Origin of the sequence: Vibrio splendidus 12E03, from assembly GCF_000272105.2 — a bacterium.
Lineage (GTDB): Bacteria > Pseudomonadota > Gammaproteobacteria > Enterobacterales > Vibrionaceae > Vibrio > Vibrio splendidus_I.
The window spans coordinates 25,138-48,600 of sequence record NZ_AJZD02000165.1; the positions used below are offsets into that span (position 1 = coordinate 25,138).

At 44.5% G+C, this 23,463-nt stretch carries 20 protein-coding genes and 1 riboswitch; of the genes, 3 read left to right on the forward strand and 17 right to left on the reverse strand.

Translation table 11 applies throughout. From position 1 onward, the window contains the following. Positions 1–32 precede the first annotated feature (32 nt). From A142_RS11575 to yfbV, 3 genes are all read right to left on the reverse strand, one after another. Entirely contained in the window at positions 33–1,499 is a 1,467-nt protein-coding gene (locus A142_RS11575) for a GGDEF domain-containing protein (RefSeq protein ID WP_019823583.1), read from the reverse strand. A 252-nt stretch (positions 1,500–1,751) separates the two neighbouring features. After that, positions 1,752–2,717, reverse strand: a complete 966-nt coding sequence (locus tag A142_RS11580; RefSeq protein ID WP_019823585.1) for an ABC transporter substrate-binding protein — start codon at positions 2,715–2,717, stop codon at positions 1,752–1,754. A 302-nt stretch (positions 2,718–3,019) separates the two neighbouring features. Continuing rightward, positions 3,020–3,472 carry a terminus macrodomain insulation protein YfbV gene (gene yfbV / locus A142_RS11585; protein WP_017099049.1) on the reverse strand — a complete coding sequence of 151 codons (453 nt, stop codon included), beginning with the start codon at positions 3,470–3,472 and terminating at the stop codon, positions 3,020–3,022. A 341-nt stretch (positions 3,473–3,813) separates the two neighbouring features. Between yfbV and A142_RS11590 the strand changes: the two genes are divergently transcribed. Both A142_RS11590 and pta read left to right on the forward strand, forming a co-directional pair. Next, positions 3,814–5,010, forward strand: a complete 1,197-nt coding sequence (locus A142_RS11590) for an acetate kinase (protein ID WP_010437209.1) — start codon at positions 3,814–3,816, stop codon at positions 5,008–5,010. Between the two features lie 147 nt (positions 5,011–5,157). Next, complete coding sequence (pta, locus tag A142_RS11595) at positions 5,158–7,323, forward strand: phosphate acetyltransferase (RefSeq protein ID WP_017632510.1); 2,166 nt, start codon at positions 5,158–5,160, stop codon at positions 7,321–7,323. 83 nt (positions 7,324–7,406) lie between these two features. Here pta and A142_RS11600 read toward each other — a convergent pair whose 3' ends face one another. The 11 genes from A142_RS11600 to moaA form a co-directional block, all read right to left on the reverse strand. After that, positions 7,407–8,345 carry a glutathione S-transferase family protein gene (locus A142_RS11600; RefSeq protein WP_019823593.1) on the reverse strand — a complete coding sequence of 313 codons (939 nt, stop codon included), beginning with the start codon at positions 8,343–8,345 and terminating at the stop codon, positions 7,407–7,409. 206 nt (positions 8,346–8,551) lie between these two features. Next, positions 8,552–9,538, reverse strand: a complete 987-nt coding sequence (gene oppF, locus A142_RS11605) for a murein tripeptide/oligopeptide ABC transporter ATP binding protein OppF (RefSeq protein ID WP_009848634.1) — start codon at positions 9,536–9,538, stop codon at positions 8,552–8,554. Continuing rightward, complete coding sequence (locus A142_RS11610) at positions 9,535–10,506, reverse strand: ABC transporter ATP-binding protein (RefSeq protein WP_012603544.1); 972 nt, start codon at positions 10,504–10,506, stop codon at positions 9,535–9,537. The genes oppF and A142_RS11610 overlap by 4 nt, the downstream gene beginning before the upstream one ends. A gap of 42 nt (positions 10,507–10,548) precedes the next feature. Then, the gene (oppC, locus tag A142_RS11615; RefSeq protein WP_019823598.1) at positions 10,549–11,451 is read right to left on the reverse strand and encodes an oligopeptide ABC transporter permease OppC; all 903 of its coding nucleotides are present in this window, start codon (positions 11,449–11,451) and stop codon (positions 10,549–10,551) included. A gap of 15 nt (positions 11,452–11,466) precedes the next feature. Beyond that, on the reverse strand, positions 11,467–12,387 hold the full coding sequence (gene oppB, locus A142_RS11620) for an oligopeptide ABC transporter permease OppB (protein WP_019823600.1): 921 nt from the start codon (positions 12,385–12,387) through the stop codon (positions 11,467–11,469). Positions 12,388–12,490: 103 nt separating this feature from the next. Continuing rightward, positions 12,491–14,122 (reverse strand): ABC transporter substrate-binding protein, encoded by a 1,632-nt coding sequence (locus A142_RS11625; RefSeq protein WP_019823602.1) that lies wholly within the window; start codon positions 14,120–14,122, stop codon positions 12,491–12,493. Between the two features lie 632 nt (positions 14,123–14,754). Next, on the reverse strand, positions 14,755–15,210 hold the full coding sequence (gene moaE, locus A142_RS11630; RefSeq protein ID WP_019823604.1) for a molybdopterin synthase catalytic subunit MoaE: 456 nt from the start codon (positions 15,208–15,210) through the stop codon (positions 14,755–14,757). A gap of 2 nt (positions 15,211–15,212) precedes the next feature. Beyond that, positions 15,213–15,458: a molybdopterin synthase sulfur carrier subunit gene (moaD, locus tag A142_RS11635; RefSeq protein WP_019823606.1), complete on the reverse strand. Its 246-nt coding sequence runs from the start codon at positions 15,456–15,458 to the stop codon at positions 15,213–15,215. Beyond that, positions 15,455–15,934: a cyclic pyranopterin monophosphate synthase MoaC gene (gene moaC, locus A142_RS11640; RefSeq protein ID WP_004734026.1), complete on the reverse strand. Its 480-nt coding sequence runs from the start codon at positions 15,932–15,934 to the stop codon at positions 15,455–15,457. The genes moaD and moaC overlap by 4 nt, the downstream gene beginning before the upstream one ends. Positions 15,935–15,946: 12 nt before the next feature. Beyond that, entirely contained in the window at positions 15,947–16,459 is a 513-nt protein-coding gene (gene moaB / locus A142_RS11645) for a molybdenum cofactor biosynthesis protein B (protein ID WP_010437177.1), read from the reverse strand. Between the two features lie 86 nt (positions 16,460–16,545). Further along, positions 16,546–17,535 (reverse strand): GTP 3',8-cyclase MoaA, encoded by a 990-nt coding sequence (gene moaA / locus A142_RS11650; protein ID WP_009848642.1) that lies wholly within the window; start codon positions 17,533–17,535, stop codon positions 16,546–16,548. Then, positions 17,524–17,676, reverse strand: a riboswitch (molybdenum cofactor riboswitch). Its footprint overlaps the gene before it by 12 nt. Positions 17,677–17,870: 194 nt before the next feature. Here moaA and A142_RS11655 point away from each other — a divergent pair. After that, the gene (locus A142_RS11655; RefSeq protein WP_019823613.1) at positions 17,871–18,758 is read left to right on the forward strand and encodes a YvcK family protein; all 888 of its coding nucleotides are present in this window, start codon (positions 17,871–17,873) and stop codon (positions 18,756–18,758) included. 75 nt (positions 18,759–18,833) lie between these two features. Here the strand turns inward: A142_RS11655 and luxU are convergent, their stop codons facing one another. From luxU to uvrB, 3 genes are all read right to left on the reverse strand, one after another. Then, on the reverse strand, positions 18,834–19,178 hold the full coding sequence (gene luxU / locus A142_RS11660; protein WP_017062179.1) for a quorum-sensing phosphorelay protein LuxU: 345 nt from the start codon (positions 19,176–19,178) through the stop codon (positions 18,834–18,836). Between the two features lie 24 nt (positions 19,179–19,202). Beyond that, on the reverse strand, positions 19,203–20,591 hold the full coding sequence (gene luxO, locus A142_RS11665) for a quorum-sensing sigma-54 dependent transcriptional regulator LuxO (RefSeq protein ID WP_004734031.1): 1,389 nt from the start codon (positions 20,589–20,591) through the stop codon (positions 19,203–19,205). Positions 20,592–20,893: 302 nt separating this feature from the next. Then, positions 20,894–22,924, reverse strand: a complete 2,031-nt coding sequence (gene uvrB, locus A142_RS11670) for an excinuclease ABC subunit UvrB (protein WP_017062180.1) — start codon at positions 22,922–22,924, stop codon at positions 20,894–20,896. Positions 22,925–23,463: the final 539 nt, after the last annotated feature.

A 23,463-nucleotide genomic window follows, 5' to 3' on the forward strand; every position in this document is an offset into this window, starting at 1 on the left:
ACTTCTAACAATACGCCGATTAAATAACGTGGTTAAAATTCGAGACGGTCTTTACCCGTGGTCTTAGCCACGTAAAGCTTTTCATCGGCATATTTAAATATCTCTTCAAAGTTGAGCTTACTTTGTTCTGTTTCTACAATGCAGACACCGCCAGACACTGTGAATCCATTCGGAACAATATCGACTGATTTAGCACTGATTGCGTTTTTCACGCGCTCTAATGTTCTCATCAGAGTTTCACGGTCATCACCTTTCATGTAAACGACAAACTCTTCGCCACCAAACCTAGCGGCTACATCACTGCTTCGAACACTGTTACTGATCTGGCGCGACATATAACGAATCACATCATCACCTTTGTCATGGCCATAAGTATCATTGATTAACTTGAAATCATCGATATCAAATACCGTTAAGGCAAACAACTGATCGTGATCGACGCTTCGCCAAAACGCTTCTAAACCACGTCGGTTTAACAGTCCCGTCATAGGGTCTTTCGCAGCGAGCTCTTTGAAGTAACCCCGTTCAATAGTCGAATTGACGTAGAAAAAGATCGTTACAGAGAAAAGATAGACAATGATAGCAACGATAAGGCTGTCTTTATCATACACGAAAAAGTGCTCAATCTCTTTGGCAATATCCAATTCGTAATACATGGCATGATGGGATGCGACACCTTCTAGATTAATCTGATGATAGAAAGCCGCGCTATCAATCGGCGCAGAGCGAGTGGTATCGATAATATCGATCCGACCAGCCAGATGCTCATTAGAGTTCTCAAGCAACCTACCAGCATTAATATCCACCGACAGCATCCCTTGGTGAACGCCTTTATGGAACACAGGGATGGTCATACTGAACATGCGGTCAAGGGAATCAAAACGATAGCCAGGGCCAGAGAGCGTGAGTTTGTCAGGGTTGTTGGCCGTTTTCTGCCAGTAAGGGCGACTCTTTATAGTCGAGAGCAGCTCTTTACTCAGCCCTTTGGCAAAATCTTCCGGCGAAGAGATCACATAGCCACTCGTATCAATAAAATGCACGCCGTCGTGGTATTCATCAAGCTGAGATAAAAACGAAAGAATAGGAGCTAGAGCTATCTTTTCTGAAGCGCTCTTGTAGCTGTCACTGGTTTCGGAACAAAGGGATTCTTGGCCGACCAGCATATAGTCGATATCGACAGAAGGAATGTCTGAAGTTTTACCATCCGCTAGGAGTAACACATCAATAGGCCAGATTTGGCAAAGCCCATCCACAACTTGTTTGTTGTGATCGAGAAAGAGAGGGTTTCCGGATTTGTAGTAGTTGGAGAAGCTGTAATCTAGAGCGGTGACCACTTTTGTGGTTCTTTTGAATACCTCTTCGATACGATGAAATTCGCTCTCGATGTCTTTTTCCACCGAATCAAAATGGTTCTTTCCGATTAAGCCGAGTAGCATCGCGGCGATCACTGCAGGAAAGCCGAAGACAAAGGTAAGGCTAAAGTGCCTATTTACTTTCATATAATGTGCTCTTAGCGCTCAGCTATTTTCATTTACCCCATTAATATTATTACATTAATCGGCAATTCGCTCGACGTAAAATAATGTAAATTGATATTAACGACACACCTAACGGTCAAATAACCGCTTACAAATGAATAAAATAGAGAAGCACCAACATATAGAGCAGGTTAGTTCCGTTATCTGAGCCCATTTCAATGCTGTTAATAATATGACTTATGGCCTATTAGCTCACCTAACACCAAACTCAATTCACCGGCTAATGACCGCACGCTCAATCACAGACTGAGGCACTGTCACGCCAAGCTCACGTGCAGCATCTAGGTTAACCACCAGCTGAGAACTCTGCGCAGTTTTGACACTCAACTTCCCGGGCTTCTGTCCTTCCAGAATGGCTGCGACATAATCCGCGGTCTGAATCCCAACATCATAATAATCTAGACCTAAACCAGCAATCGCTCCCTTCCCGACATAAGACGTTGCTCCTGCAACCACAGGTGTACCAGCTTGGTTTGCAGCGTCTATCAACCCCTCCATGCCGCTTGCAACCGTGTTATCGGTCAAGGCATAGATAACATCAGACTTCTTAGCAATGGATTCTGCTTTTTCTTCGACATCGTCAACAGTCAGCGCTTTTTCGGTGTGAAGTGTATAACCGAAATCTCGAGTTGCCTTTCTCAATAACCCAACTAACGCAACGGCATTCGCTTCCGCAGGGTTATAAACCACACCGATTGAACTTGCCTTAGGAAGAAGCTCTTTGATCAAAGAGACATGTTGAACGATTGGAGAGAGATCAGAAAGACCCGTGACATTGCGGCCCGGCTTTTCTAGCTGTTTAACCAGCCTAGCGCCGATAGGATCGGTAACCGCGGTGAACACAATCGGTATCGAGCGAGTCGCCGATACTAAGGCTTGTGAGGTCGGTGTTGCGATGCCTACCAATACATGGGGATTTTCACTGACGAGCTCTCTGGCAATCTTGGCTGCCTGAGCCGGGTTACCATTCGCCATTTCATAAGAAAACTCTAAGTTCTTACCGGGGTCATAACCCTTGGCTTTCAATCCTTCAAGGAGCCCTAGACGTGTCGCATTCAGATCGGGATGGTCAACAACTTGTGAAACCGACACTTTGGCAACGTTTGCCATTACATTGCCAGTCCATAGCAACATCAAGCAACTTAAAACCGCTGCCAATACCTTTCTTACAGAACTCATTATCGCTCCCTGAATCAAGCTCTACCCGTCATTACTCGCTCAAAGAGAACAACATCAAAATCACTATTGACATTATTACCAGTAACCATTGATAACTTGAAGTAATATTTAACAAAAATACAACAAGGCTCGAGTTATGTGAGAAAGGTTATATTGACTTCGGAGGAAGGTAAGAAACCAAGTGAATAAAGACAGGTAAGCTAAACGGAAAGTAAGCGAGGTAACAAAGAGAGGAGCAAATCTGAGAACAAGCTATAGAAGATGAATAGTTGTTCTCAGACAAGAGGGAGAGCTGGGATTCTTTAGAACCAACGCTCCATTGAGGATTTATCTAACTGACGAAAGGCGCGATTTAAAATGATTGCCAATTCTTTATAGCGAGGGCGCGACTTCATAGGCTCTAACGCAAAACCCGTTTCAGTGATCTTTTCATGCAGTTCGCGGTACCACGATACTAGCGCCGGCGGAAGTTGTGTATTTGAGCGATTGCCCAACCACCACATACCTTGAAGCGGCAAGCTGATCGCAAACAAAGCCATAACCACAGCCTGTGGCATCGCTTGGTAATTATTAAAGACCATTTGTGTAAGAACACTGATAGCGGCAATCGCAGGCATCACTTTCACGCCAAAACGGGTCGCTTTAATAATGCGTTGTTCTGGGAAGATCGCGTTTAACTCTTTTCGGACGGGCCAGAGATCCATGTACTTTTGGCCATCTTTTAAACTACTAGCTAAACCAACTCTATTGCTCATATGAGTCTCCCATTAAAAAAAAGTTGAAATCATCAACTAAAAACACAAAAATTTGACGAAAAATAATATTCTTTCAAATTTTTTTGTTATATTTGCACAATATCGCTATTATTTGCAGACCTCAATCTCATTGTTGCCCTTATTTACAATTTAAGCAACTTTGAGAAGACTTCTGCAAGGAATGCACAAGCCTCTTTTTGATAAAGAGCGCTTTCACTTTATACGGAAATTAACGTTTTTTTGACCAAGGTTAGTACGCAAGCCTATGTGCTTCGACTATTCTTGAGATTAATTTTCATCCTTAACTGATTTCGATCAGAAAAATAAACAGGTAGTCATTAATGTCTAAGCTAGTTTTAGTTTTAAACTGTGGTAGTTCTTCTCTTAAATTCGCTGTTGTTGATGCAGAAACAGGTGCAGAGCACCTAACTGGTCTTGCTGAGTGTCTAGGTCTTCCAGAAGCTCGTATGAAGTGGAAACTTGATGGCAAGCATGAAGCACAACTAGGCGCGGGCGCAGCTCACGTAGAAGCACTATCTTTCATGGTAGAAACTATTCTTGCTTCTAAGCCTGAGCTTAAAGCTAACCTTGGCGCTATCGGTCACCGTATCGTACACGGTGGCGAGCAGTTCACTTCTTCTGCACTTATCACTGATGAAGTTCTTAAGGGTATTCAAGACGCTGCGACTTTCGCACCTCTTCACAACCCAGCTCACCTTATCGGTATCGAAGCGGCTCAACAGAACTTCCCAGGCCTTAAAAACGTTGCTGTATTTGACACTGCGTTCCACCAAACAATGCCTTCTGAGTCTTACCTATACGCTCTACCGTACAACCTGTACAAAGAGCACGGCATCCGTCGTTACGGCATGCACGGTACTTCTCACCTATTCATCACTCGTGAAGTTGCAGGCCTACTAAACAAGCCAGTTGAAGAAGTTAACATCATCAACTGTCACCTAGGTAACGGCGCTTCTGTATGTGCTATCAAGAACGGTCAATCTGTAGATACTTCTATGGGTCTTACTCCTCTTGAAGGTCTTGTAATGGGTACTCGTTGTGGTGACCTAGATCCTGCGATCATCTTCCACCTACACGACGCTCTTGGTTACTCTGTTGAAGAAATCAACAACATGCTGACTAAAGAGTCTGGTCTTGCTGGTCTAACTGAAGTAACTTCTGACTGTCGTTTCGTTGAAGACAACTACGGTGAGAAAGAAGAAGCAACTCGTGCAATGGACGTGTTCTGTCACCGTCTAGCTAAGTATGTTGCTGGTTACACTGCAACTCTAGAAGGTCGTCTAGACGCAATCACTTTCACTGGCGGCATCGGCGAGAACTCTGGCCCAATCCGTGAAATGGTTCTTAACCGCCTAGGTATCTTCGGCATCGAAGTTGACGGTGAAGCTAACCTTAAAGCTCGTTTCGGCGGCGAAGGTACTATCACTACAGCTAACAGCCGTATCCCAGCAATGGTTATCTCTACTAACGAAGAGCTAGTAATTGCTGAAGACACTGCGAAACTAGCAGGTCTTTAATTGATTTACCTGACTAGCTTCACTCGAAGCTAGTCAGTTTTTCATATCAAGAAAATGGGGCTCAACTTCTATTCCTACCCCAATTTAAATATCGGTGGGAATAGCAGTTGAGCTTTTTTTATTTCCAATAGTCAAAGGTGTTCGTCAATGTCACGTACTATTATGCTTATCCCTACAAGCGCTGGTGTTGGTCTTACTAGTGTTAGCATGGGTGTTCTTCGCGCTATGGAGCGTAAGGGCGTAAGTGTTTCTTTCTACAAGCCAATCGCTCAACCTCGCAGCGGTGGTGATCAACCCGATCTAACGTCTACTATTATCAGCGTAAACAGCGACATTAAGATTGGTGAGCCAATCGCAATGACTAAAGCTGAAGCTTTGATCGGTAGCGAAAAAATGGACGTACTTCTTGAGTCTGTTGTTGAACAATACAACAAGATCAACAAAGACGCAGAAGTAACGCTAATCGAAGGTCTAGTACCTACTCGTAAGCACCCATTTGCTAACCAAGTAAACGCGGAAATCGCGAAGACACTTGGCGCGGAGATCGTATTCGTTGCGACTCCTGGTACTGACAACCCTACGCAACTTAAAGAGCGTATCGAAGTAGCATGTTCTAACTTCGGCGGTACTAAGAACAAGAACATCAAAGGCGTAATAATTAACAAGCTTAACGCTCCTGTTGATGAAGCTGGCCGTACTCGCCCTGACCTATCTGAAATCTTCGACGATGCAGATACAGCTCAGCAAGCGAATCTTGAAGTAATGCAAATCTTCAACTCTAGCCCTATCCGTGTTCTTGGCTGTGTGCCATGGAGCATCGACCTAATCGCAACTCGTGCGGTTGATATGGCTAAGCACCTTAACGCTGAAATCATCAACGAAGGTGAAATCGCGACTCGTCGTATTAAGAGCATCACTTTCTGTGCACGTTCTCTACCGCACATGATTGAGCACTTTAAACCAGGTTCACTGCTAGTAACCTCTGCAGACCGTCCTGACGTTATCGTTGCTGCGGCTCTTGCTGCGAAAAACGGTGTTGAGATTGGCGCAATCCTACTTACTGGCGGTTACGACATCCCAGAAAGCATTGCTAACCTTTGTGCACCAGCATTCGCTTCAGGTCTACCGATCTTCAAGGCTCAAGGTAACACTTGGCAGACGTCTCTAAACCTACAGAGCTTCAACCTAGAAGTTCCTGCAGACGATAAAGAGCGTATCGAGTTCGTTAACGATCACGTTGCAAGCCACATTGATGGCCCTTGGATTGATTCTCTATCTGAAGGCACTCAAGGCATCCGTCGTCTAAGCCCACCAGCATTCCGTTACCAACTAACTGAATTCGCTCGTAAAGCGGCTAAGCGCATCGTTCTTCCTGAAGGTGATGAGCCACGTACAGTTAAAGCTGCGGCTATCTGTGCTGAGCGCGGTATCGCGACTTGTGTACTTCTAGGTAACCCTGAAGAAATCCGTCGCGTTGCTGCACAGCAAGGTGTTGAGCTTGGCGCTGGCGTTGAGATCATCGATTCTGCATCAGTTCGCGAAAACTACGTAGCTCGTCTAGTAGAACTTCGTGGCGCTAAAGGTATGACTGAAGTTGTTGCTCGTGAGAAGCTAGAAGATTCAGTATTCCTAGGTACTATGATGCTTGAAGCTGGCGAAGTTGACGGCCTGGTTTCTGGTGCTGTTCACACAACAGCGAACACAATCGTTCCTCCGTTCCAGATCATCAAGACTGCTCCTGATGCTTCTATCGTATCTTCAATCTTCTTCATGCTTCTGCCTGATCAAGTTCTTGTATACGGTGACTGTGCGATCAACCCAGATCCAACAGCTGAACAGCTTGCTGAAATTGCTATCCAATCTGCAGATTCTGCGGCGGCATTCGGTATCGACCCACGCGTTGCTATGATCTCTTACTCTACTGGTGAATCTGGTAAGGGTGCAGACGTAGATAAAGTACGTGAAGCAACTAAGATTGCTCAAGAGAAACGTCCAGATCTAGTGATCGACGGCCCTCTACAGTACGACGCGGCTATCATGGAAAACGTTGCTGCTTCTAAAGCACCAAACTCTCCAGTAGCAGGTAAAGCGACTGTATTCGTATTCCCAGACCTAAACACTGGTAACACGACTTACAAAGCGGTACAACGTTCAGCAGATCTAGTATCTATCGGTCCAATGCTTCAAGGTATGCGCAAGCCAGTAAATGACTTGTCTCGTGGCGCTCTAGTAGACGACATCGTTTACACAGTAGCTCTAACGGCTATCCAAGCAGACCAAGCCGCTCAAGCTGAAGAAAAAGTAATTAACTAATTTTTCTTTAGTAGAAAGCAAAAACCCTAGATATTTATCTAGGGTTTTTTTTATGTCTGGAGTAAGAGAATTAACTGATGAGCCTAGCCTCGGCCATGTGGCGATTCTAAATCTAGCGCGGGTCCTTTAGGGACAACCTGGGTTGGGTTGATGCCCGTATGGCTGTAATAGTAGTGGCGCTTGATATGGTAAAAATCGGTCGTCTCTTTGATGCCTTCGATCTGGTACAGCTCTTTTAGGTAGCCCTGAATATTTGCGTAGTCCGCTATTCGTTGCTTGTTACACTTGAAGTGACCCACATACACTGCATCGAATCGAACCAAGGTCGTAAACAACCGCCAATCCGCTTCTGTAATCTCGTTACCCGCCAGATAACGGTGTTCGCCAAGATGGGCGTCCACTTTGTCTAACGCTTCAAATAACGCGTCATACGCTTCTTCATAAGCCTCTTGTGTGGTCGCAAAGCCGGTACGATAAACGCCGTTATTGATGTTCGGATAGATGTAGTCGTTCCAATCATCAATCTTGCTCGCTAGCTCCCATGGGTAGTAATCATCGGTGTTGCCTGTTAACTCATTAAATTCTGAGTTAAACATGCGGATGATTTCAGACGACTCGTTGCTCACGATGGTGTTGGTTTTCTTATCCCATAAAACAGGAACCGTGACTCGACCTGAATAGTCCGGTTTGGCTTGGGTGTAGATTTGGTGCATGCGAGTGTGACCGAATAGAGGCTCAGGCAAGCCCATTTGCCAACCTTCACTCATCATATCAGGGCAAACCACCGTCACATCAATGTGATCGGTTAGGTCTTTCAGTTCACGGAAAATCAGCGTGCGATGCGCCCACGGACAAGCTAACGAAACGTATAAGTGGTAACGACCACTTTCTGGCTCAAATTGCGCTCCGGCTTTATTTTCAACCCAGTTGCGAAAGCCCGCATCTTCACGAACGAACTTACCACCGCTTTCTTTAGTGTCGTACCACACATCGTGCCAAACACCTTCAACTAACTTGCCCATATCCAAACCTCTGTGATGCTAACTTTTCTTTAGTATAAAAAAAGCCAACTTTTTCAAAACTAGAAGAAGTTGGCTTAGTTGTTCGAATATTTTGATGAAGCTTGTTGAGCGGCAATCAATACACTTAAACCTGAGATAAAAAAAGCGCGACTCTAATAACGAGTCGCGCTTAAGCCTGTCACAGGCTGAACCGTTTTAAATAGGCTCTAGACTTGTACGTGCAAGCAAGATACTGCGTGAACGTCATCGCCTTGAATCGTTGGCTTAGTTTGCGCACACGCCTCTGTTGCTTGTGGGCAACGCGTACGGAACACACAACCTGATGGTGGATTGATTGGTGAAGGTAAATCGCCTTCCAACATCTGAATCGTTTTGTTGCGCTCTAGACGAGGGTCTGGAATCGGAACTGCAGACATCAACGCTTTGGTGTACGGGTGCTTAGGGTCAGAGAATAAGGCATCTGATTCACCAAGCTCTACCGCGTTACCTAGGTACATCACCAAGACACGGTCAGAGATGTGTTTAACCACTGACAAGTCGTGCGCGATGAATACCAAAGACAAACCAAGTTCTTTCTGTAGCTCTTTCAGAAGGTTAACTACTTGAGCTTGGATAGATACATCCAGTGCAGAAACAGGTTCATCACAGATGATCATCTTAGGTTTCAAGATAAGCGCACGTGCAATACCAATACGCTGACACTGACCACCAGAGAATTCATGTGGGTAACGGTTGATTACGTTTGGTAGTAGACCAACCTTTGCCATCATCTCTTTAACTCTGTCCTTTACTTCTTGTTTAGAAAGTTCAGGGAAGAAAGTCTCTAGAGGCTCAGCAATGATATCGCCTACTGACATACGTGGGTTAAGCGATGCTAGCGGGTCTTGGAAGATCATCTGAATCTCTTTACGAGTCTCACGACGTTTCACTTCCTGCATCTTAGTTAGATCTTGACCTAACCACATCACTTGCCCTTCAGTCGCTTCAACCAAGCCGATAATCGCACGGGCAAAAGTCGACTTACCACAACCAGACTCACCCACTACACCCAGGGTTTCTCCTTCGTAAAGGTGAACATCCACACCATCAACCGCTTTAAGGTTTGATGGTTTTGCCCAAGGCCAAGCAGACTTAGCTGCAATGCTAAAGTGAACTTTCAGGTCTTTAATATCTAATAGTAATTCTTTACTCATTTTGTCCAAGTCTCCCAATCAGAAAAACAAGCACGCTGACGGTCTTTAGCAAATGGCTGCAAAATCGGTGCTTCTTGCTTACAACGGTCCATTACACGGTGACAACGGTCTTGGTAAGGACAACCTGTTGGTAGGCGAAGTAAGTTAGGTGGGTTACCTGGAATCGTCGGTAGAATTTCACCTTCGGTATCCAAACGAGGAATCGCTTTAAGCAGGCCTTCCGCATATGGATGGCTTGGCTCGTAGAAGATTTCATCAACCGTGCCGTATTCCATTGTACGACCCGCGTACATCACAAGTACTTTGTCACATGAGCCAGCAACCACACCCAAATCGTGGGTGATCATGATGATTGCCGTATTGAACTCATCTTTAAGTTCGTTCAGCAATTCCATGATTTGCGCTTGAATGGTTACATCCAGTGCCGTTGTTGGTTCATCAGCGATAAGCAATTTAGGACGACACAGCAGTGCCATTGCGATCATCACACGCTGACGCATACCGCCCGAAAACTCGTGCGGGTACATAGTGATACGCTTGCGTGCTTCAGGGATTTTCACCGCTTCAAGCATGCGTACTGATTCTTCAAACGCTTCTGCTTTACCCATGCCTTTATGCAGCATAAGCACTTCCATCAACTGATCACTTACTTTCATGTAAGGGTTCAGTGAGGTCATTGGATCTTGGAAGATCATCGCGATCTGTTCAGCACGAACCTTGTTCAGTGCTTTTTCAGGCAGGTTGAGGATTTCATTGCCTTCAAACTTTGCACTGCCTGAGATGATGCCGTTCTTAGCCAGCAGTCCCATCAGTGCAAATACCGTTTGAGATTTACCCGAACCCGACTCACCAACAATACCCAGCGTTTCGCCTTGATTGAGTGAGAAGTTCAGGTCGTTTACTGCGGTTACGATACCATCTTGCGTGGTAAATTCGACGCGCAGATCTTTGACATCTAATAAGCTCATTATTGCTTCCTTAATCTTTTATAGCTTTTAATTGCTATTTCGTTATCTGTCTTTTGGATCAAGCGCGTCGCGCAGACCATCACCTACGTAGTTAAAGCAGAACAGCGTAACTACCATGAATGCCGCAGGGAATGTCAATTGCCAGATTGCAACTTCCATTGTTTGCGAACCTTCTTGAAGCAATGCGCCCCAGCTTGTCATAGGCTCTTGAACACCAAGACCAAGGAAAGATAAGAATGATTCTGTAAGGATCATGCTCGGAATAAGCAGCGTAGAGTAAACCGCTACGATACCCAGTACGTTTGGAACGATGTGACGTGTAATAATCTTCCATTTGCTTACACCACATACGTGAGCAGCTTCAATGAACTCTTTACTACGTAAGCTCAGCGTTTGACCACGTACAATACGCGCCATATCTAGCCAAGCAATCGCACCAATCGCAACGAAGATTAGAATGATGTTACGACCAAAGAATGTTACTAGAACGATTACTAGGAACATGAATGGAACCGCGTACAAGATCTCTAGGATACGCATCATCACTCGGTCAGTACGACCACCGATGAAGCCGGAAGCGGCACCGTAAAGCGTACCAATCAGTACCGCTACGAATGCACCCATAACACCAACCATCAGTGAGATACGGCCACCAATAAGCGTACGAACGTACAAATCACGGCCTAAGCTATCAGTGCCAAACCAGTGGTCCGCACTTGGCGCTGCATGCATTGCGTACCAGTCAGTATCATCATAAGTGTACTGAGCCAGCATCGGTAAGAAGATAACAGCCAGTACCATAAGCGTAAGAATAAACAGGCTGACCATTGCCGCTTTGTTTCGCATAAAACGAATGCGGGCATCCTGCCACAAACTGCGACCTTCAATTTCTAAGCTCTCAGAGAACTTTTCGATCGCTTCTAAATTTTCTTTTTTCTTCAACATAACCATGCGTCCCTGTTAGTAGCGAATTTTCGGGTCAATCAGCGCTAGCAAAATATCAACGATTGCGTTGAACAAGATGAATAGGAAACCAATCAAGATGGTTACACCCATTACTAGCGAGTAGTCACGGTTAAACGCAGCGTTGACAAACAGCTTGCCGATACCAGGTAAGCCGAAGATGGTTTCAACAACAACAGAACCTGTAATGATACCTACAAACGCAGGACCCATATAAGAAACGACAGGCAGCAGTGCTGGCTTCAGTGCATGTTTTAGAACGATGTAACGGTAACTTAGACCTTTTGCACGTGCAGTTCGGATAAAGTTACTGTTTAGCGTTTCAATCATACTACCGCGCGTAATACGAGCAAATGTGGCTACGTAAAGAAGAGACATCGCGATAACAGGCAGGACGATGTACATATAAGTACCGCCGTGCCAACCACCTGCTGGGAATATGTTCCAGTGCAGAGAGAATAGGTAAATAAGCGCCGGAGCCAACACGAAGGAAGGCATTACTACCCCGAGCATGGCGGTCGACATTATGGTGTAGTCGATCCAGGTGTTGTGCTTCAAGGCGGCAATCGTCCCGACCGATACTCCCATAATCAGGGTAAAGATAAAGGCAATAAAACCTACCTTCGCAGATACTGGAAGTGCGACTGCGATCAGCTCATTTACGGTGTAATCTTGATATTTGAATGATGGACCGAAGTCACCTTGTAAGATATTTGTCAAATACGTGGTGTATTGTTCAAAAACAGGTTTATCTAAGCCGTATTTAGCTTCGATGTTAGCCATAACTTCTGGCGGTAAGGGGCGTTCGCTCGAAAACGGGTTACCCGGAGCGAAACGCATGAGAAAGAAAGATATAGTGATCAACACCAACATGGTTGGAATCGCTTCGAATATCCTTTTCATAATGAATTTAAGCATAAACTCACTCTTTTCAGTCTGTGACAATTAAAAATTAAATAGACACTGTGTGCGATTTCTCGCACACAGGTCTAAGTTAGTTATATTTTATTTTTATAGGAGGTTATTTTGCTTTGATATAAAGATCTTTTGAATAAATCTTATCTTCGGCGTTACCTTCTGGGTAACCACCTAGCTGAGGTGATACAAGACGTGTTGTAACGTACTGGTAGACTGGAGCAATTGGCATGTCTTTAGCTAGCAATTTTTCTGCATCGATGTATAGCTTCGTACGCTCTTCTTCTGAAGTAGAGCTTAGTGCTTTTTCGATAACCTTGTCATAATCAGCGCTCTTGTAGTGCTGACCAGCAGTTGTATTCTGGCTAACCATCAATGTTAGGAATGAAGATGCTTCATTGTAGTCACCACACCAACCTGCACGAGCTACGTCAAAGTTACCAGTATCTTTACTGTCTAGGTATGATTTCCACTCTTGGTTTTCGAGTTTCGCGTTAATACCAAGCTCTTTCTTCCACATTGATGCAATTGCTACAGCAAGCTTCTTGTGGTTCTCAGATGTGTTGTAAAGCAGATTGAATTCAAGCGGGTTGCTCTTCGTGTAGCCAGCTTCTTCAAGAAGACGCTTCGCTTCAGCAATACGCTCTTTTTGAGAAAGTTGACCATACTCTGGAGTTACCGGGTCAAAACCAGCAGTAATTTCAGGAGTCAAGAAGTAAGCTGGTTTTTGGCCTTGACCAAGAATCGCTTTCGTAACGATGTCACGGTCCATCGCGTAAGACATTGCTTTACGAACACGTACGTCGTCGAAAGGTGCTTTCTGTGCATTAAATTGGTAGTAATAAGTACACAGGTTACCTTTAATGTTCACATCTTCCGGGTATTCTTTCTGTAAGCGACGGAAGTGCTCGTTAGGGACTTCGTATGTGAAATCTAGTTCGCCAGAGAGGAAGCGGTTCATTTCCGCAACTTGGTTCTCAATTGGTAGGAATGTTACTTTGTTAAGAACTGTATGTTCGTTATCCCAGTAATTTTCGTTGCGTACTAGTTCAAGACGCTCGTTAACTACCCATTGATTTGGAACAAATGCACCATTACCAACAAAGTTTTCAGGCTTAGTCCACTGGTCACCGAATTTTTCAACAGTTGCTTTATGTACTGGCTTCACTGTTGTGTGACCCATCATCATTACGAAATATGGGACCGCTGTATCTAAAGTCACTTCTAACGTGTAGTCATCTAAAGCTTTAACGCCTAGTTCACTCTTGTCTTTCTTACCCGCGACGATGTCTTTCGCATTCGCCATCTTGGTATATTCCATATACCAAGCGTATGGAGAAGCAGTTAAAGGATCAACCGCACGTTGGAAGCTGTAAACAAAGTCATTTGCCGTTACAGGGTCGCCGTTAGACCATTTAGCGTCTTTGCGCAGGTGGAAAGTGAATGTTTTGTTGTCCGTCGTTTCCCAGCTTTCAGCTACTCCTGGGATAGTATTGCCGTCGCCATCTTGGTTCACTAAACCTTCTAAAAGGTCACGAATTACGTGAGATTCTGGTACACCTTGAGATTTGTGAGGGTCGAGTGTTGCTACTTCAGTACCGTTACCACGAACCAGTTCCTGAACTTTTGCCAGTTCAGTGCCTGCTGGGACTTCAGCAGCGATAGAAAGAGTAGAAGTGGCAGCCACTGCCAAACCAGCACCTAGAAGAAGGGCCTGAGTGATTTTATTCTTGTACATTTAATAAACTCCAAGTTTTTCGTATTGCATCCATGACTTCTTTGCTTGGTTCACTGAACGGCAGTGATTTAGATTTATTTAGCTCAAATTTTAAGCATAAAAATCTAAAACCTTACAAAGATTGAGGCACACACTATCAACCATTGAAGTAATTTGCCATAAACAAGTCGCAAAAAATCGGATAATTCTCCGAATTACTTAAGGAAATAGTGTAAATCTCTAATAAAAACCTAATGAATAGTGAGTTACACATAGGGATTAATTAAAAAACAGCCTTTAGTGTTGATGTATCTGTATTGATACTTTTTTTTAGCATCTTATGCTAGAACACGGTCAGCAAATTAACATTAATGCCACATGAAATCTAATTGCACATCACATATCCCCTAAATAGACTCCACTATTTGTGAGGATTATCACTTTATACAAAACAGCATAATGCACTGCACCAAAACAGATTTAGAAATGCACCAAGACAGACAAAATCACGCACCGAATTTATATGCAAGTTGAATGATTAACCATTTATTAATACACCGCTTATTTATAAATAGCTTTGTAGCACGCACAAAAAAACCGACTTTAATAGTCGGCTTTTAATATTCGTTCTGAAGGTAAGTAACCTTTGGTGGTTATTTTACCCAACGCTCTGCAGCTTTCGCATCTGAATCTCGAGAGTCAACCCAACGAGTTTCTTCAGTGGTACGTTCCTTCTTCCAAAACGGCGCTTTGGTTTTCAGGAAGTCCATCACAAACTCACAGGCTTCAAAGGCCGCACCGCGGTGTGCACTGGAGACACCAACGTAAACAATCTGGTCACCGATATCTAGGTCACCCACGCGGTGAATCACTCGCATCTTCTGAATAGGCCAGCGCGCTTCAGCTTGATCACAGATCTCGCTCAGTGATTTCTCTGTCATGCCAGGATAGTACTCCAGAGACAAACCAATCACGTTGTCGCCAAGGTTCATGTCGCGAACTTTACCAACGAACGTCACAATCGCTCCGGCAGCTGTACCTTGAGCCAAGTAGTCGTATTCGTCGCCTACAGAGAAATCCTCTGCTGTTACTAATACTCTTGGATCCATGCTTAGCCTCCTGTCACTGGTGGGAAGAAAGCGACTTCATCGCCGTCTTTCACTTCAGTCGTCAAAGGTACGATTGATTGGTTAAGCGCAGCCAGAAGCTTGCCCTCTTCCAATGCGATATCCCATTTGCCTTCTTGTGTTACAAGGTGGCTGCGAATCGCTTCGATAGTGCTGAATTGCGCGTCGACTTCTAGGCTATCAACACCGACAAGTTCACGAGTTTGAGCAAAGAAAAGTACAGTAATCATGATTCCACCTTAAAGTGTCCTGATTTACCACCCGTCTTCTCTAACAGACGTACGTTCTCGATAACAATGTCTTTCTGAACAGCTTTACACATATCGTAAATCGTCAGTGCAGCAACAGAAGCAGCCGTTAGCGCTTCCATTTCTACGCCTGTCTTACCCGCAAGCTTACATACCGACTCGATACGTACCTTGTTTTCAGACTCGATCGCTTCAAGTTGCACTTCTACTTTCGTCAGTAGTAGAGGATGACACAGTGGAATCAGATCCCACGTCTTCTTCGCCGCTTGGATACCCGCAATGCGTGCCGTTGCGAAAACATCACCTTTATGGTGGCTACCAGAAACAATCAACTCTAGCGTTTCTGCCGACATTTGAACGAAAGCTTCTGCTCTCGCTTCACGTACTGTCTCAGCTTTAGCCGATACATCGACCATGTTTGCTTCGCCAGACGCGTTAATGTGTGTAAATTGGCTCATACTCAAACCACCTTATACAGAAAGATGTGGCATGAAGTTACAAGGGCGGTGGCTAGCATCCATCTGTTGCTTGATGATCTTAGTCCAACCTGTACGGCAAGCGCCTGTAGAGCCTGGCATCGCAAAGATTACTGTGTGGTTAGCAAAACCCGCAATCGCACGAGATTGAATCGTCGATGTACCAATCTCTTCGTAAGACACTTGGCGGAAAAGTTCACCAAAGCCTTCTACTTCTTTGTCGAACAGTGGCTTAAGTGCTTCAGGCGTGCTGTCACGAGATGTAAAACCCGTACCGCCCGTGATCATGATCGCTTGAACGCTGTCATCAGCAATCCACTGAGATACGATCGCACGGATCTTGTACATGTCATCGATAACGATTTGCTTATCAACCACGTTGTGGCCTGCTTCTTTAGCATGCTCAGCTAGGTAACCACCTGACGTGTCATTTTCTTCTGTACGAGTATCTGAAACGGTTAGTACTGCGATGTTTGCTGCTTGAAATTTGCTTTCTGCGTGACCCATTTGTTCACCTATATAAATTTTTCATTAGACTGATTCGCCCAGCCTAAAGAAGCTGAGCGATAAAATGCTTTAGAGTATATAGCGGGTTAACCGCCGATTGACGCCAAGTTTGGAGTCATGCCGCTGTTGCCATCGTGTAAGAAGTGGCTAACGGACTTGGTTTGAAGCTGAGCCTGAATTCGATCAATGAGCTCTTGCTCTTGTTGATCTTCTTGAATCAGATCTCTCAGTTCAACACCGTGGTCGCCAAACAGACATAGGTGAAGTTTACCGGTCGCAGAAACGCGCAGTCGGTTACAACTCTCACAGAAGTCTTTCTCGTAAGGCATGATCAAACCAATTTCACCCTTGTAGTCTGGGTGGACAAACACTTGCGCCGGACCATCGTTAACGGCTTTGACTTTTAGCAGCCAACCATTAGCAATAAGCTGGTTGCGAATCGCAACGCCAGACACATGATGTTTATCGAACAACTCGTCCATCTCGCCGGTTTTCATCAGCTCGATAAAACGTAATTGAATGGGTTTGTCTTTGATCCAATTAAGGAAGGCTGGTAATTCCTGACTGTTAAGGTCTTTCATTAATACGACGTTGACTTTGACTTGTTCAAAGCCAACCTCAAACGCTTTATCAATGCCTCGCATAACCTCAGTAAACTTATTCTCACCAGTGATCTGATGGAACATGCGCGAATCTAAACTATCCACGCTCACGTTTATATGGGTTAAACCAGCATCACGCCATTGTCCTACTTGTTTCTCCATGCGGTAGCCATTCGTTGTGGTGGCCACTTTTTCGATGCCTGGAGTAGAAGCAACGGTATGTATGATTTCAGGAAAGTCTTTACGCAGACTCGGCTCTCCGCCTGTAATGCGGATCTTTGAGGTACCACAATCTGCAAACGCTTTAACAACGCGTTTGATCTCGGGAACACTTAAAAAAGACGAGTTTTTTTGCCCTGACGGTTTATAACCATCTGGCAAGCAGTAAGTACATTTAAAGTTACAGACGTCTGTAACCGACAAGCGCAAGTAATAAAACTTGCGATGGAATCTATCTTCGAATTGTTGCGCCACGGAACACCTTTCCAAACACGGGAGGCATAATCATTTCCAATTAAGCCCTTGTGACAACATGTCACTGGCTCTTGATGCGTATCGGTACAGCAAATACCACTGTGCGACTTAGCATGCGAGAGCTCGGAGTTATGGCAACTGAGCGTTATATTCACACGCGCAGTAGCTGAGTAATAAAATACTTAATATTTGTACGTGAATCTAGCTCTGATGGTAAAAAACGGGTCACATCGGCAAAAAAAACGTATCAAACGCTCAAAATAACTCTTGTTGAGTATATAGCGAGAAGCATTTAACCTAAATTATAGTTGGTAATAACCTAACAAGAACAATAAATGAATATTTACTCTTCAAAGAAAGTCGTAGCAATCGGCGGTGGCCATGGCTTAGGTCGCATGTTAGCTGCATTAAAAGACTTTGGTAACAACGCAACTGGCATTGTTGCAACGACAGATAACGGCGGTTCCACCGGACGTATTCGAGATTGCCAAGGTGGCATCGCATGGGGAGATACACGTAACTGTATCAACCAATTAATTACAGAACCTTCAATCAGTTCGATGATGTTCGAATACCGCTTTCGCGGCCAAGGTGAGCTAGACGGTCATAACTTAGGTAACCTAATGCTGACGGCGTTAGACAACCTTTCCGTTCGCCCATTGGAAGCGATTAACCTGATTCGAAATATGCTCAAGGTCGATGTCAATATCGTCCCAATGACAGAGCATCCTTCAGACCTCACCGCTCTATCAATGGAAGGCCGCTGGGTAACCGGCGAAACCAACGTTGATGACATGACGGAAAAGCTGCGCATGATGGACTTGTCTCCAGAAGTGCCAGCAACCAAAGAAGCCGTTGCTGCCGTTGAGCAAGCAGACTGCATTGTCCTTGGCCCTGGAAGCTTTTTAACCAGTGTGATGCCTCCTCTTCTCCTTCCAGAGATTGGGAAAGCCATAGCTGAAAACACCAAGGCAAAAGTTATCTTCGTTGAAAACCTTTCACCAGAGCACGGCCCTGCAGGGAAAATGACGCTTCAAGAGCAATTGGAGTGGTGTGAACGTACCTGTAAGGCAAGGAAGATAGACATAGTGTTGGGCAATGAACCACACCCTGAATTAGAAGGGCAATGGAATTGTGTGACCACAGATCTTGCATCAGCAAACCGAGATTGGCGACACGACCGTGTCAAGCTTCAACAAGCCATTGAAGCTCAGTTGGCTTAAGCCATAGGTTCAAGCGACAGACAACAAAAAAGGAGCATCATGCTCCTTTTTTGTTGTCTGTAATAACTCGCCGTTTTAGAGGTCCGTCATCAACTGCTGATATTCAGTGTACGTCGATAACAGGAGGTCTTGCATATCTTGAAAATCAATCTCGGTTACAGGCAACGCTTGCTTCACTTTTGCGTCTAAGCTAATCGCAAAACTACACAAAGAATCCGCACCAAAGCTTGCTGCGCTGCTCTTAAGTGCATGACTGATATCAGCCAAGTACTTAGAGGTATCCGACTCTTTATTTATCTCGAGGTGTTCGTAGTAGCCTTTCAACTCACCTAAAAAGATTTCCAGTAAAACCGGGACATTCTCTTGGCCTATTTCGCCGGCAAGCTCATCAACTTTTTGCTGATTTAATACTTTCGTCATTATTATTTTCTTATTGTTTGTTGATTACTGCTTCGCATTCCACGTTTGCAACTTACGGTATATCGTCGATGGACTGACATCTAAGAAACCTGCCGCACGAGGGATGTTGCCATCACACGCTTTAATGGCCTGCTCGATAGCCGTTTTCTCAGTGATCCACAATGGGAAAATATCTTTTACCGTGATGTCTTCATTCTGCTTCTCTTTCAATCGCAGACTGTTTTCAATCGGTTGGTTCAACGGTGGTGGAAGCATGTTGAGAGTAATCTCTTTGCCGTTATTCAATACCACCACGTTTCGCAACACGTTTTGTAGCTGACGAACATTACCCGGCCACTCATATTGATTAAAGCGGTCAAGTACTTCCTGAGCAAAACGTACAAACGCCTTCCCCTCCTCGACCGACATATAGCCTAGCAGAGAATACGCAATCTCGATGACATCTTCACCACGCTCGCGCAATGGCGGCAAGTGCAGTGGAATCACGTATAAACGATAGTATAAATCTTCTCTAAAGCGACCTTCTTGTACTTCTTTCCAAGGGTCACGGTTGGTCGCACACACAAAACGAACGTCGACACTCTTCATCTTCGAAGAGCCGACTTTTTGGAAAGTACCGGTTTGGATAAAGCGCAGCAGCTTGGTTTGCAGCTCTAAGTCCATTTCGCACAGTTCATCAAGAAACAGTGTTCCACCATCAGCAAGCTCAGCAGCACCTTGGCGATCGGTCGCCGCACCGGTAAAGGCACCTTTAACGTGACCAAACAATTCACTTTCAATCAGATCTTTAGGGATAGCGGCACAGTTAATCGCGATGAAAGGCTTATCGCCACGCTTACTCGCCGCATGAATGGCTTCTGCACATACCTCTTTACCGGTACCACTTTCACCAGTAATGAAAATGCTTGCCTTACTCGATGCAGCAGAATCAATCGTTCGGTAAACCTGCTGCATGGTTTGGCTACTGCCGATAAAGCCTTGGTAATTTTGGTTTCCCGGGTGTTCCGAGCTATTTTTAAGCTTGGTGGCTTTGCGGATCGCGTTGTTCACCGTAATACGGAGTCGGTCGGCTTCACACGGTTTAATAAGGAAATCTTGAGAACCATGACGCATCGCTTCTACGGCGGTATCGATAGAGCCGTGAGCCGTCATGAAGATAACCGGAACTTCAGGGTACTTTTGTTTTACAGCAAATAGCACGTCCATACCCGTCATATCAGGCAGACGTAGATCTAATAAAATAAGGTCTGGGATTCGATGATTCAAACTCTCGATTGCATCGCGGCCAGTGCCAACAATGTTGATATCAATTTCGAGCGGTGTAAGATACGAGCGATATAAAGCTGCTACCGAAGCGGTATCCTCTACCATCAACAAATACTTCGATTTGTTATCTAGCGTTTTTGATTGCATATCCTAGCCATTTATAATTTGCATTTCTTATTATAGTCGCATTCCGCTTTGCATTATGCAAATTAGCCACAATATTTGTAGTGTGTTTTTTTACTTACTTCAAACAATCAATGTTTTATCTATCTGGCACGAACGATGCAACGGTATAAATGACCTTCGGGTCACCTAGCCAACTGACGTTGTTAGTGGACCGAGTGTTCACAAACGTAAGCCAGTAGAACATTTACTACTGGCTGTTTTTTTGTCTGAAACACTCTCAATTCTTGTGCTGAGAGGGATCACTTCTCGAGCGAAAAGTGAGATTAGCTGTTGGTAATAAACTGCTTTCTTAGCTGCTCAATTTCATCACGCTTCTGTGCCGCCAATTCAAATTCCAGATTCTGAGCATGCTGATACATCGCAGCTTCTAGCTTACTGATCTCTTTATCAAGCTGTTGCGGCGTAAGTACGGCATAGCTTTCAGAAGGCTCAGCTACCTTAGATAAAGGAACTTGCTTCGATTGGCGCTGCTGCTTCGACTTGGTTAGATCACCCAGTTCCATAATGTCTTTAATATTGCGTTTCAACGCTTGCGGCGTGATACCTTGCTCTTCGTTGTAGGCTTGCTGTTTCTCACGACGACGATCGGTTTCATCAATCGCTTTTCTCATCGACTTAGTAATCGAATCACCATAAAGGATTGCTCGACCTTCCAAGTTACGAGCAGCACGACCAATGGTTTGGATCAGAGAACGCTCAGAACGTAAGAAGCCCTCTTTGTCTGCATCAAGAATCGCCACCAGCGACACTTCAGGCATATCCAAACCTTCACGAAGTAAGTTAATGCCCACTAACACGTCGAACTCGCCCAAACGTAGGTCTCGGATGATCTCTACACGCTCAACGGTATCGATATCCGAGTGCAAGTAACGCACTTTAACGCCGTGCTCACTTAGGTACTCGGTTAAGTCTTCTGCCATTCTCTTGGTCAACGTGGTAACCAAAACACGCTCTTCTTTCACTGAACGGATTCTGATTTCAGACAGCAAGTCATCCACCTGCGTCGCGACAGGTCTTACTTCGATGATTGGGTCTAACAGACCAGTAGGACGTACCACTTGATCAGCAATCTCGCCATCTGATTTTTCAATCTCGTAATTACCTGGTGTTGCCGACACAAAAATCGTTTGTGGGGCTATAGACTCAAATTCTTCAAACTTCATTGGGCGGTTATCCAATGCAGAAGGCAGTCTAAAACCAAACTCGACCAAGGTTTCTTTACGAGAACGGTCACCTTTATACATCGCACCAATTTGCGGCACAGTCACGTGTGACTCATCGATGATCAGCAAACCATCATCAGGCAGGTAGTCAAATAACGTTGGCGGCGCTTCCCCTTCCGCACGGCCGCTCAAGTATCGTGAATAGTTTTCGATACCGGAACAGAAGCCAAGCTCAGTCATCATCTCAATATCAAACTGAGTTCTTTGAGAGATACGCTGCTCTTCCAAAAGCTTATTGTTGTCTTTTAAGTATTGAGCACGATCGCGCAGTTCGTCCTTGATATTCTCAATCGCCTCAAGGATTTTTTCTCTTGGCGTTACATAGTGAGTTTTTGGATAAACTGTAAAACGCGGTAAGTCTCTTTGTTTCACCGCACCAGTCAGAGGATCAAAAATACTAATGCAGTCCACTTCGTCATCGAACATTTCAATTCGAACCGCATCTTGGTCAGATTCAGCGGGAAAGATATCAATCACCTCACCACGAACACGGAACTGACCACGTTCAAAGGCGACATCGTTTCTTGAATATTGCAGCTCAGCCAAGCGGCGCAAAATATCACGCTGATCCATCACCTCGCCACGACTCAAATGAAGCATCATCTTCAAATAAGACTTAGGATCACCCAGACCGTAGATAGCCGACACAGAAGCCACAATGATGGCGTCTTTTCGTTCTAATAAGGCTTTGGTTGCCGAAAGCCTCATTTGTTCGATATGAGCGTTCACAGACGCATCTTTCTCGATGAACGTGTCCGTGGTTGGAACGTAGGCTTCAGGTTGGTAGTAATCGTAGTAAGAAACGAAATACTCAACGGCATTGTTTGGAAAGAAAGATTTCATCTCACCGTAAAGTTGAGCCGCCAGTGTCTTGTTAGGCGCTAACAGAATCGCTGGTCTTTGAGATTGGGAAATAACGTTGGCAAGTGTAAAGGTTTTACCTGAGCCCGTTACCCCTAGTAGAGTTTGATGTGCCAAACCAGAATCTAATCCGTCTAGTAATTTGGTTATCGCTGTCGGCTGGTCACCGGACGGGCTGTAGTCCGATACCAAGTCAAAGAGTTTACTCATAGGTCGCCATTTCCATACTGTTTTTTTAATCAGGTCATTGTCACTCTAGGAGGAGTGTCGTTGCAACAATTATCTAGAGAAATGCATCTTAAGATCAGAGATCAGTTATAGCTTTTATTTTTAGAACTTGGTATTATCCGTGCCCCTGCAAAGTTTCCCCAGCTAAATTACTCGAATTTTAATCCACCACTTTTCCCCAAAAAACCTAAAAATACCGCTTGTTTTACTGTTCGCTTTATAATCTACAAAAGTTATACAATTGCGATTTTTTGCTATAAATCTTTTAAATACATTACGTTAGATAAGATTTTTACATTTTTCGATTTATCCCAATTATTGTTGTTAAAGTTTCACACACAAACTTATCCACAATTTTGGTGGATAACTAAAGCAAAGCTAAATTCTATAAGGCGTTCAAGAAAGTAAAGTTTTTTATCTTACTTTTTTCTGATATTTTTTATTGACAGAAATCCGGACAATTATTAGAATTCGCGTCGCTAACAAGCAACTCCCCTTTAGTTCAGTTGGTAGAACGGCGG

Excerpts from the sequence above, each read along its gene's own strand:
- A142_RS11610 (WP_012603544.1), bottom strand. The coding sequence starts at position 10,506 with ATGAGCTTATTAGATGTCAAAGATCTGCGCGTCGAATTTACCACGCAA.
- A142_RS11600 (WP_019823593.1), bottom strand. The coding sequence starts at position 8,345 with ATGGGCAAGTTAGTTGAAGGTGTTTGGCACGATGTGTGGTACGACACT.
- A142_RS11655 (WP_019823613.1), top strand. The coding sequence starts at position 17,871 with ATGAATATTTACTCTTCAAAGAAAGTCGTAGCAATCGGCGGTGGCCAT.
- moaC (WP_004734026.1), bottom strand. The coding sequence starts at position 15,934 with ATGAGCCAATTTACACACATTAACGCGTCTGGCGAAGCAAACATGGTC.
- A142_RS11625 (WP_019823602.1), bottom strand. The coding sequence starts at position 14,122 with ATGTACAAGAATAAAATCACTCAGGCCCTTCTTCTAGGTGCTGGTTTG.
- oppC (WP_019823598.1), bottom strand. The coding sequence starts at position 11,451 with ATGTTGAAGAAAAAAGAAAATTTAGAAGCGATCGAAAAGTTCTCTGAG.
- oppF (WP_009848634.1), bottom strand. The coding sequence starts at position 9,538 with ATGAGTAAAGAATTACTATTAGATATTAAAGACCTGAAAGTTCACTTT.
- A142_RS11580 (WP_019823585.1), bottom strand. The coding sequence starts at position 2,717 with ATGAGTTCTGTAAGAAAGGTATTGGCAGCGGTTTTAAGTTGCTTGATG.
- moaE (WP_019823604.1), bottom strand. The coding sequence starts at position 15,210 with ATGGATCCAAGAGTATTAGTAACAGCAGAGGATTTCTCTGTAGGCGAC.
- moaB (WP_010437177.1), bottom strand. The coding sequence starts at position 16,459 with ATGGGTCACGCAGAAAGCAAATTTCAAGCAGCAAACATCGCAGTACTA.
- uvrB (WP_017062180.1), bottom strand. The coding sequence starts at position 22,924 with ATGAGTAAACTCTTTGACTTGGTATCGGACTACAGCCCGTCCGGTGAC.
- luxU (WP_017062179.1), bottom strand. The coding sequence starts at position 19,178 with ATGACGAAAGTATTAAATCAGCAAAAAGTTGATGAGCTTGCCGGCGAA.
- moaD (WP_019823606.1), bottom strand. The coding sequence starts at position 15,458 with ATGATTACTGTACTTTTCTTTGCTCAAACTCGTGAACTTGTCGGTGTT.
- oppB (WP_019823600.1), bottom strand. The coding sequence starts at position 12,387 with ATGCTTAAATTCATTATGAAAAGGATATTCGAAGCGATTCCAACCATG.
- A142_RS11590 (WP_010437209.1), top strand. The coding sequence starts at position 3,814 with ATGTCTAAGCTAGTTTTAGTTTTAAACTGTGGTAGTTCTTCTCTTAAA.
- yfbV (WP_017099049.1), bottom strand. The coding sequence starts at position 3,472 with ATGAGCAATAGAGTTGGTTTAGCTAGTAGTTTAAAAGATGGCCAAAAG.
- A142_RS11575 (WP_019823583.1), bottom strand. The coding sequence starts at position 1,499 with ATGAAAGTAAATAGGCACTTTAGCCTTACCTTTGTCTTCGGCTTTCCT.
- pta (WP_017632510.1), top strand. The coding sequence starts at position 5,158 with ATGTCACGTACTATTATGCTTATCCCTACAAGCGCTGGTGTTGGTCTT.
- luxO (WP_004734031.1), bottom strand. The coding sequence starts at position 20,591 with ATGCAATCAAAAACGCTAGATAACAAATCGAAGTATTTGTTGATGGTA.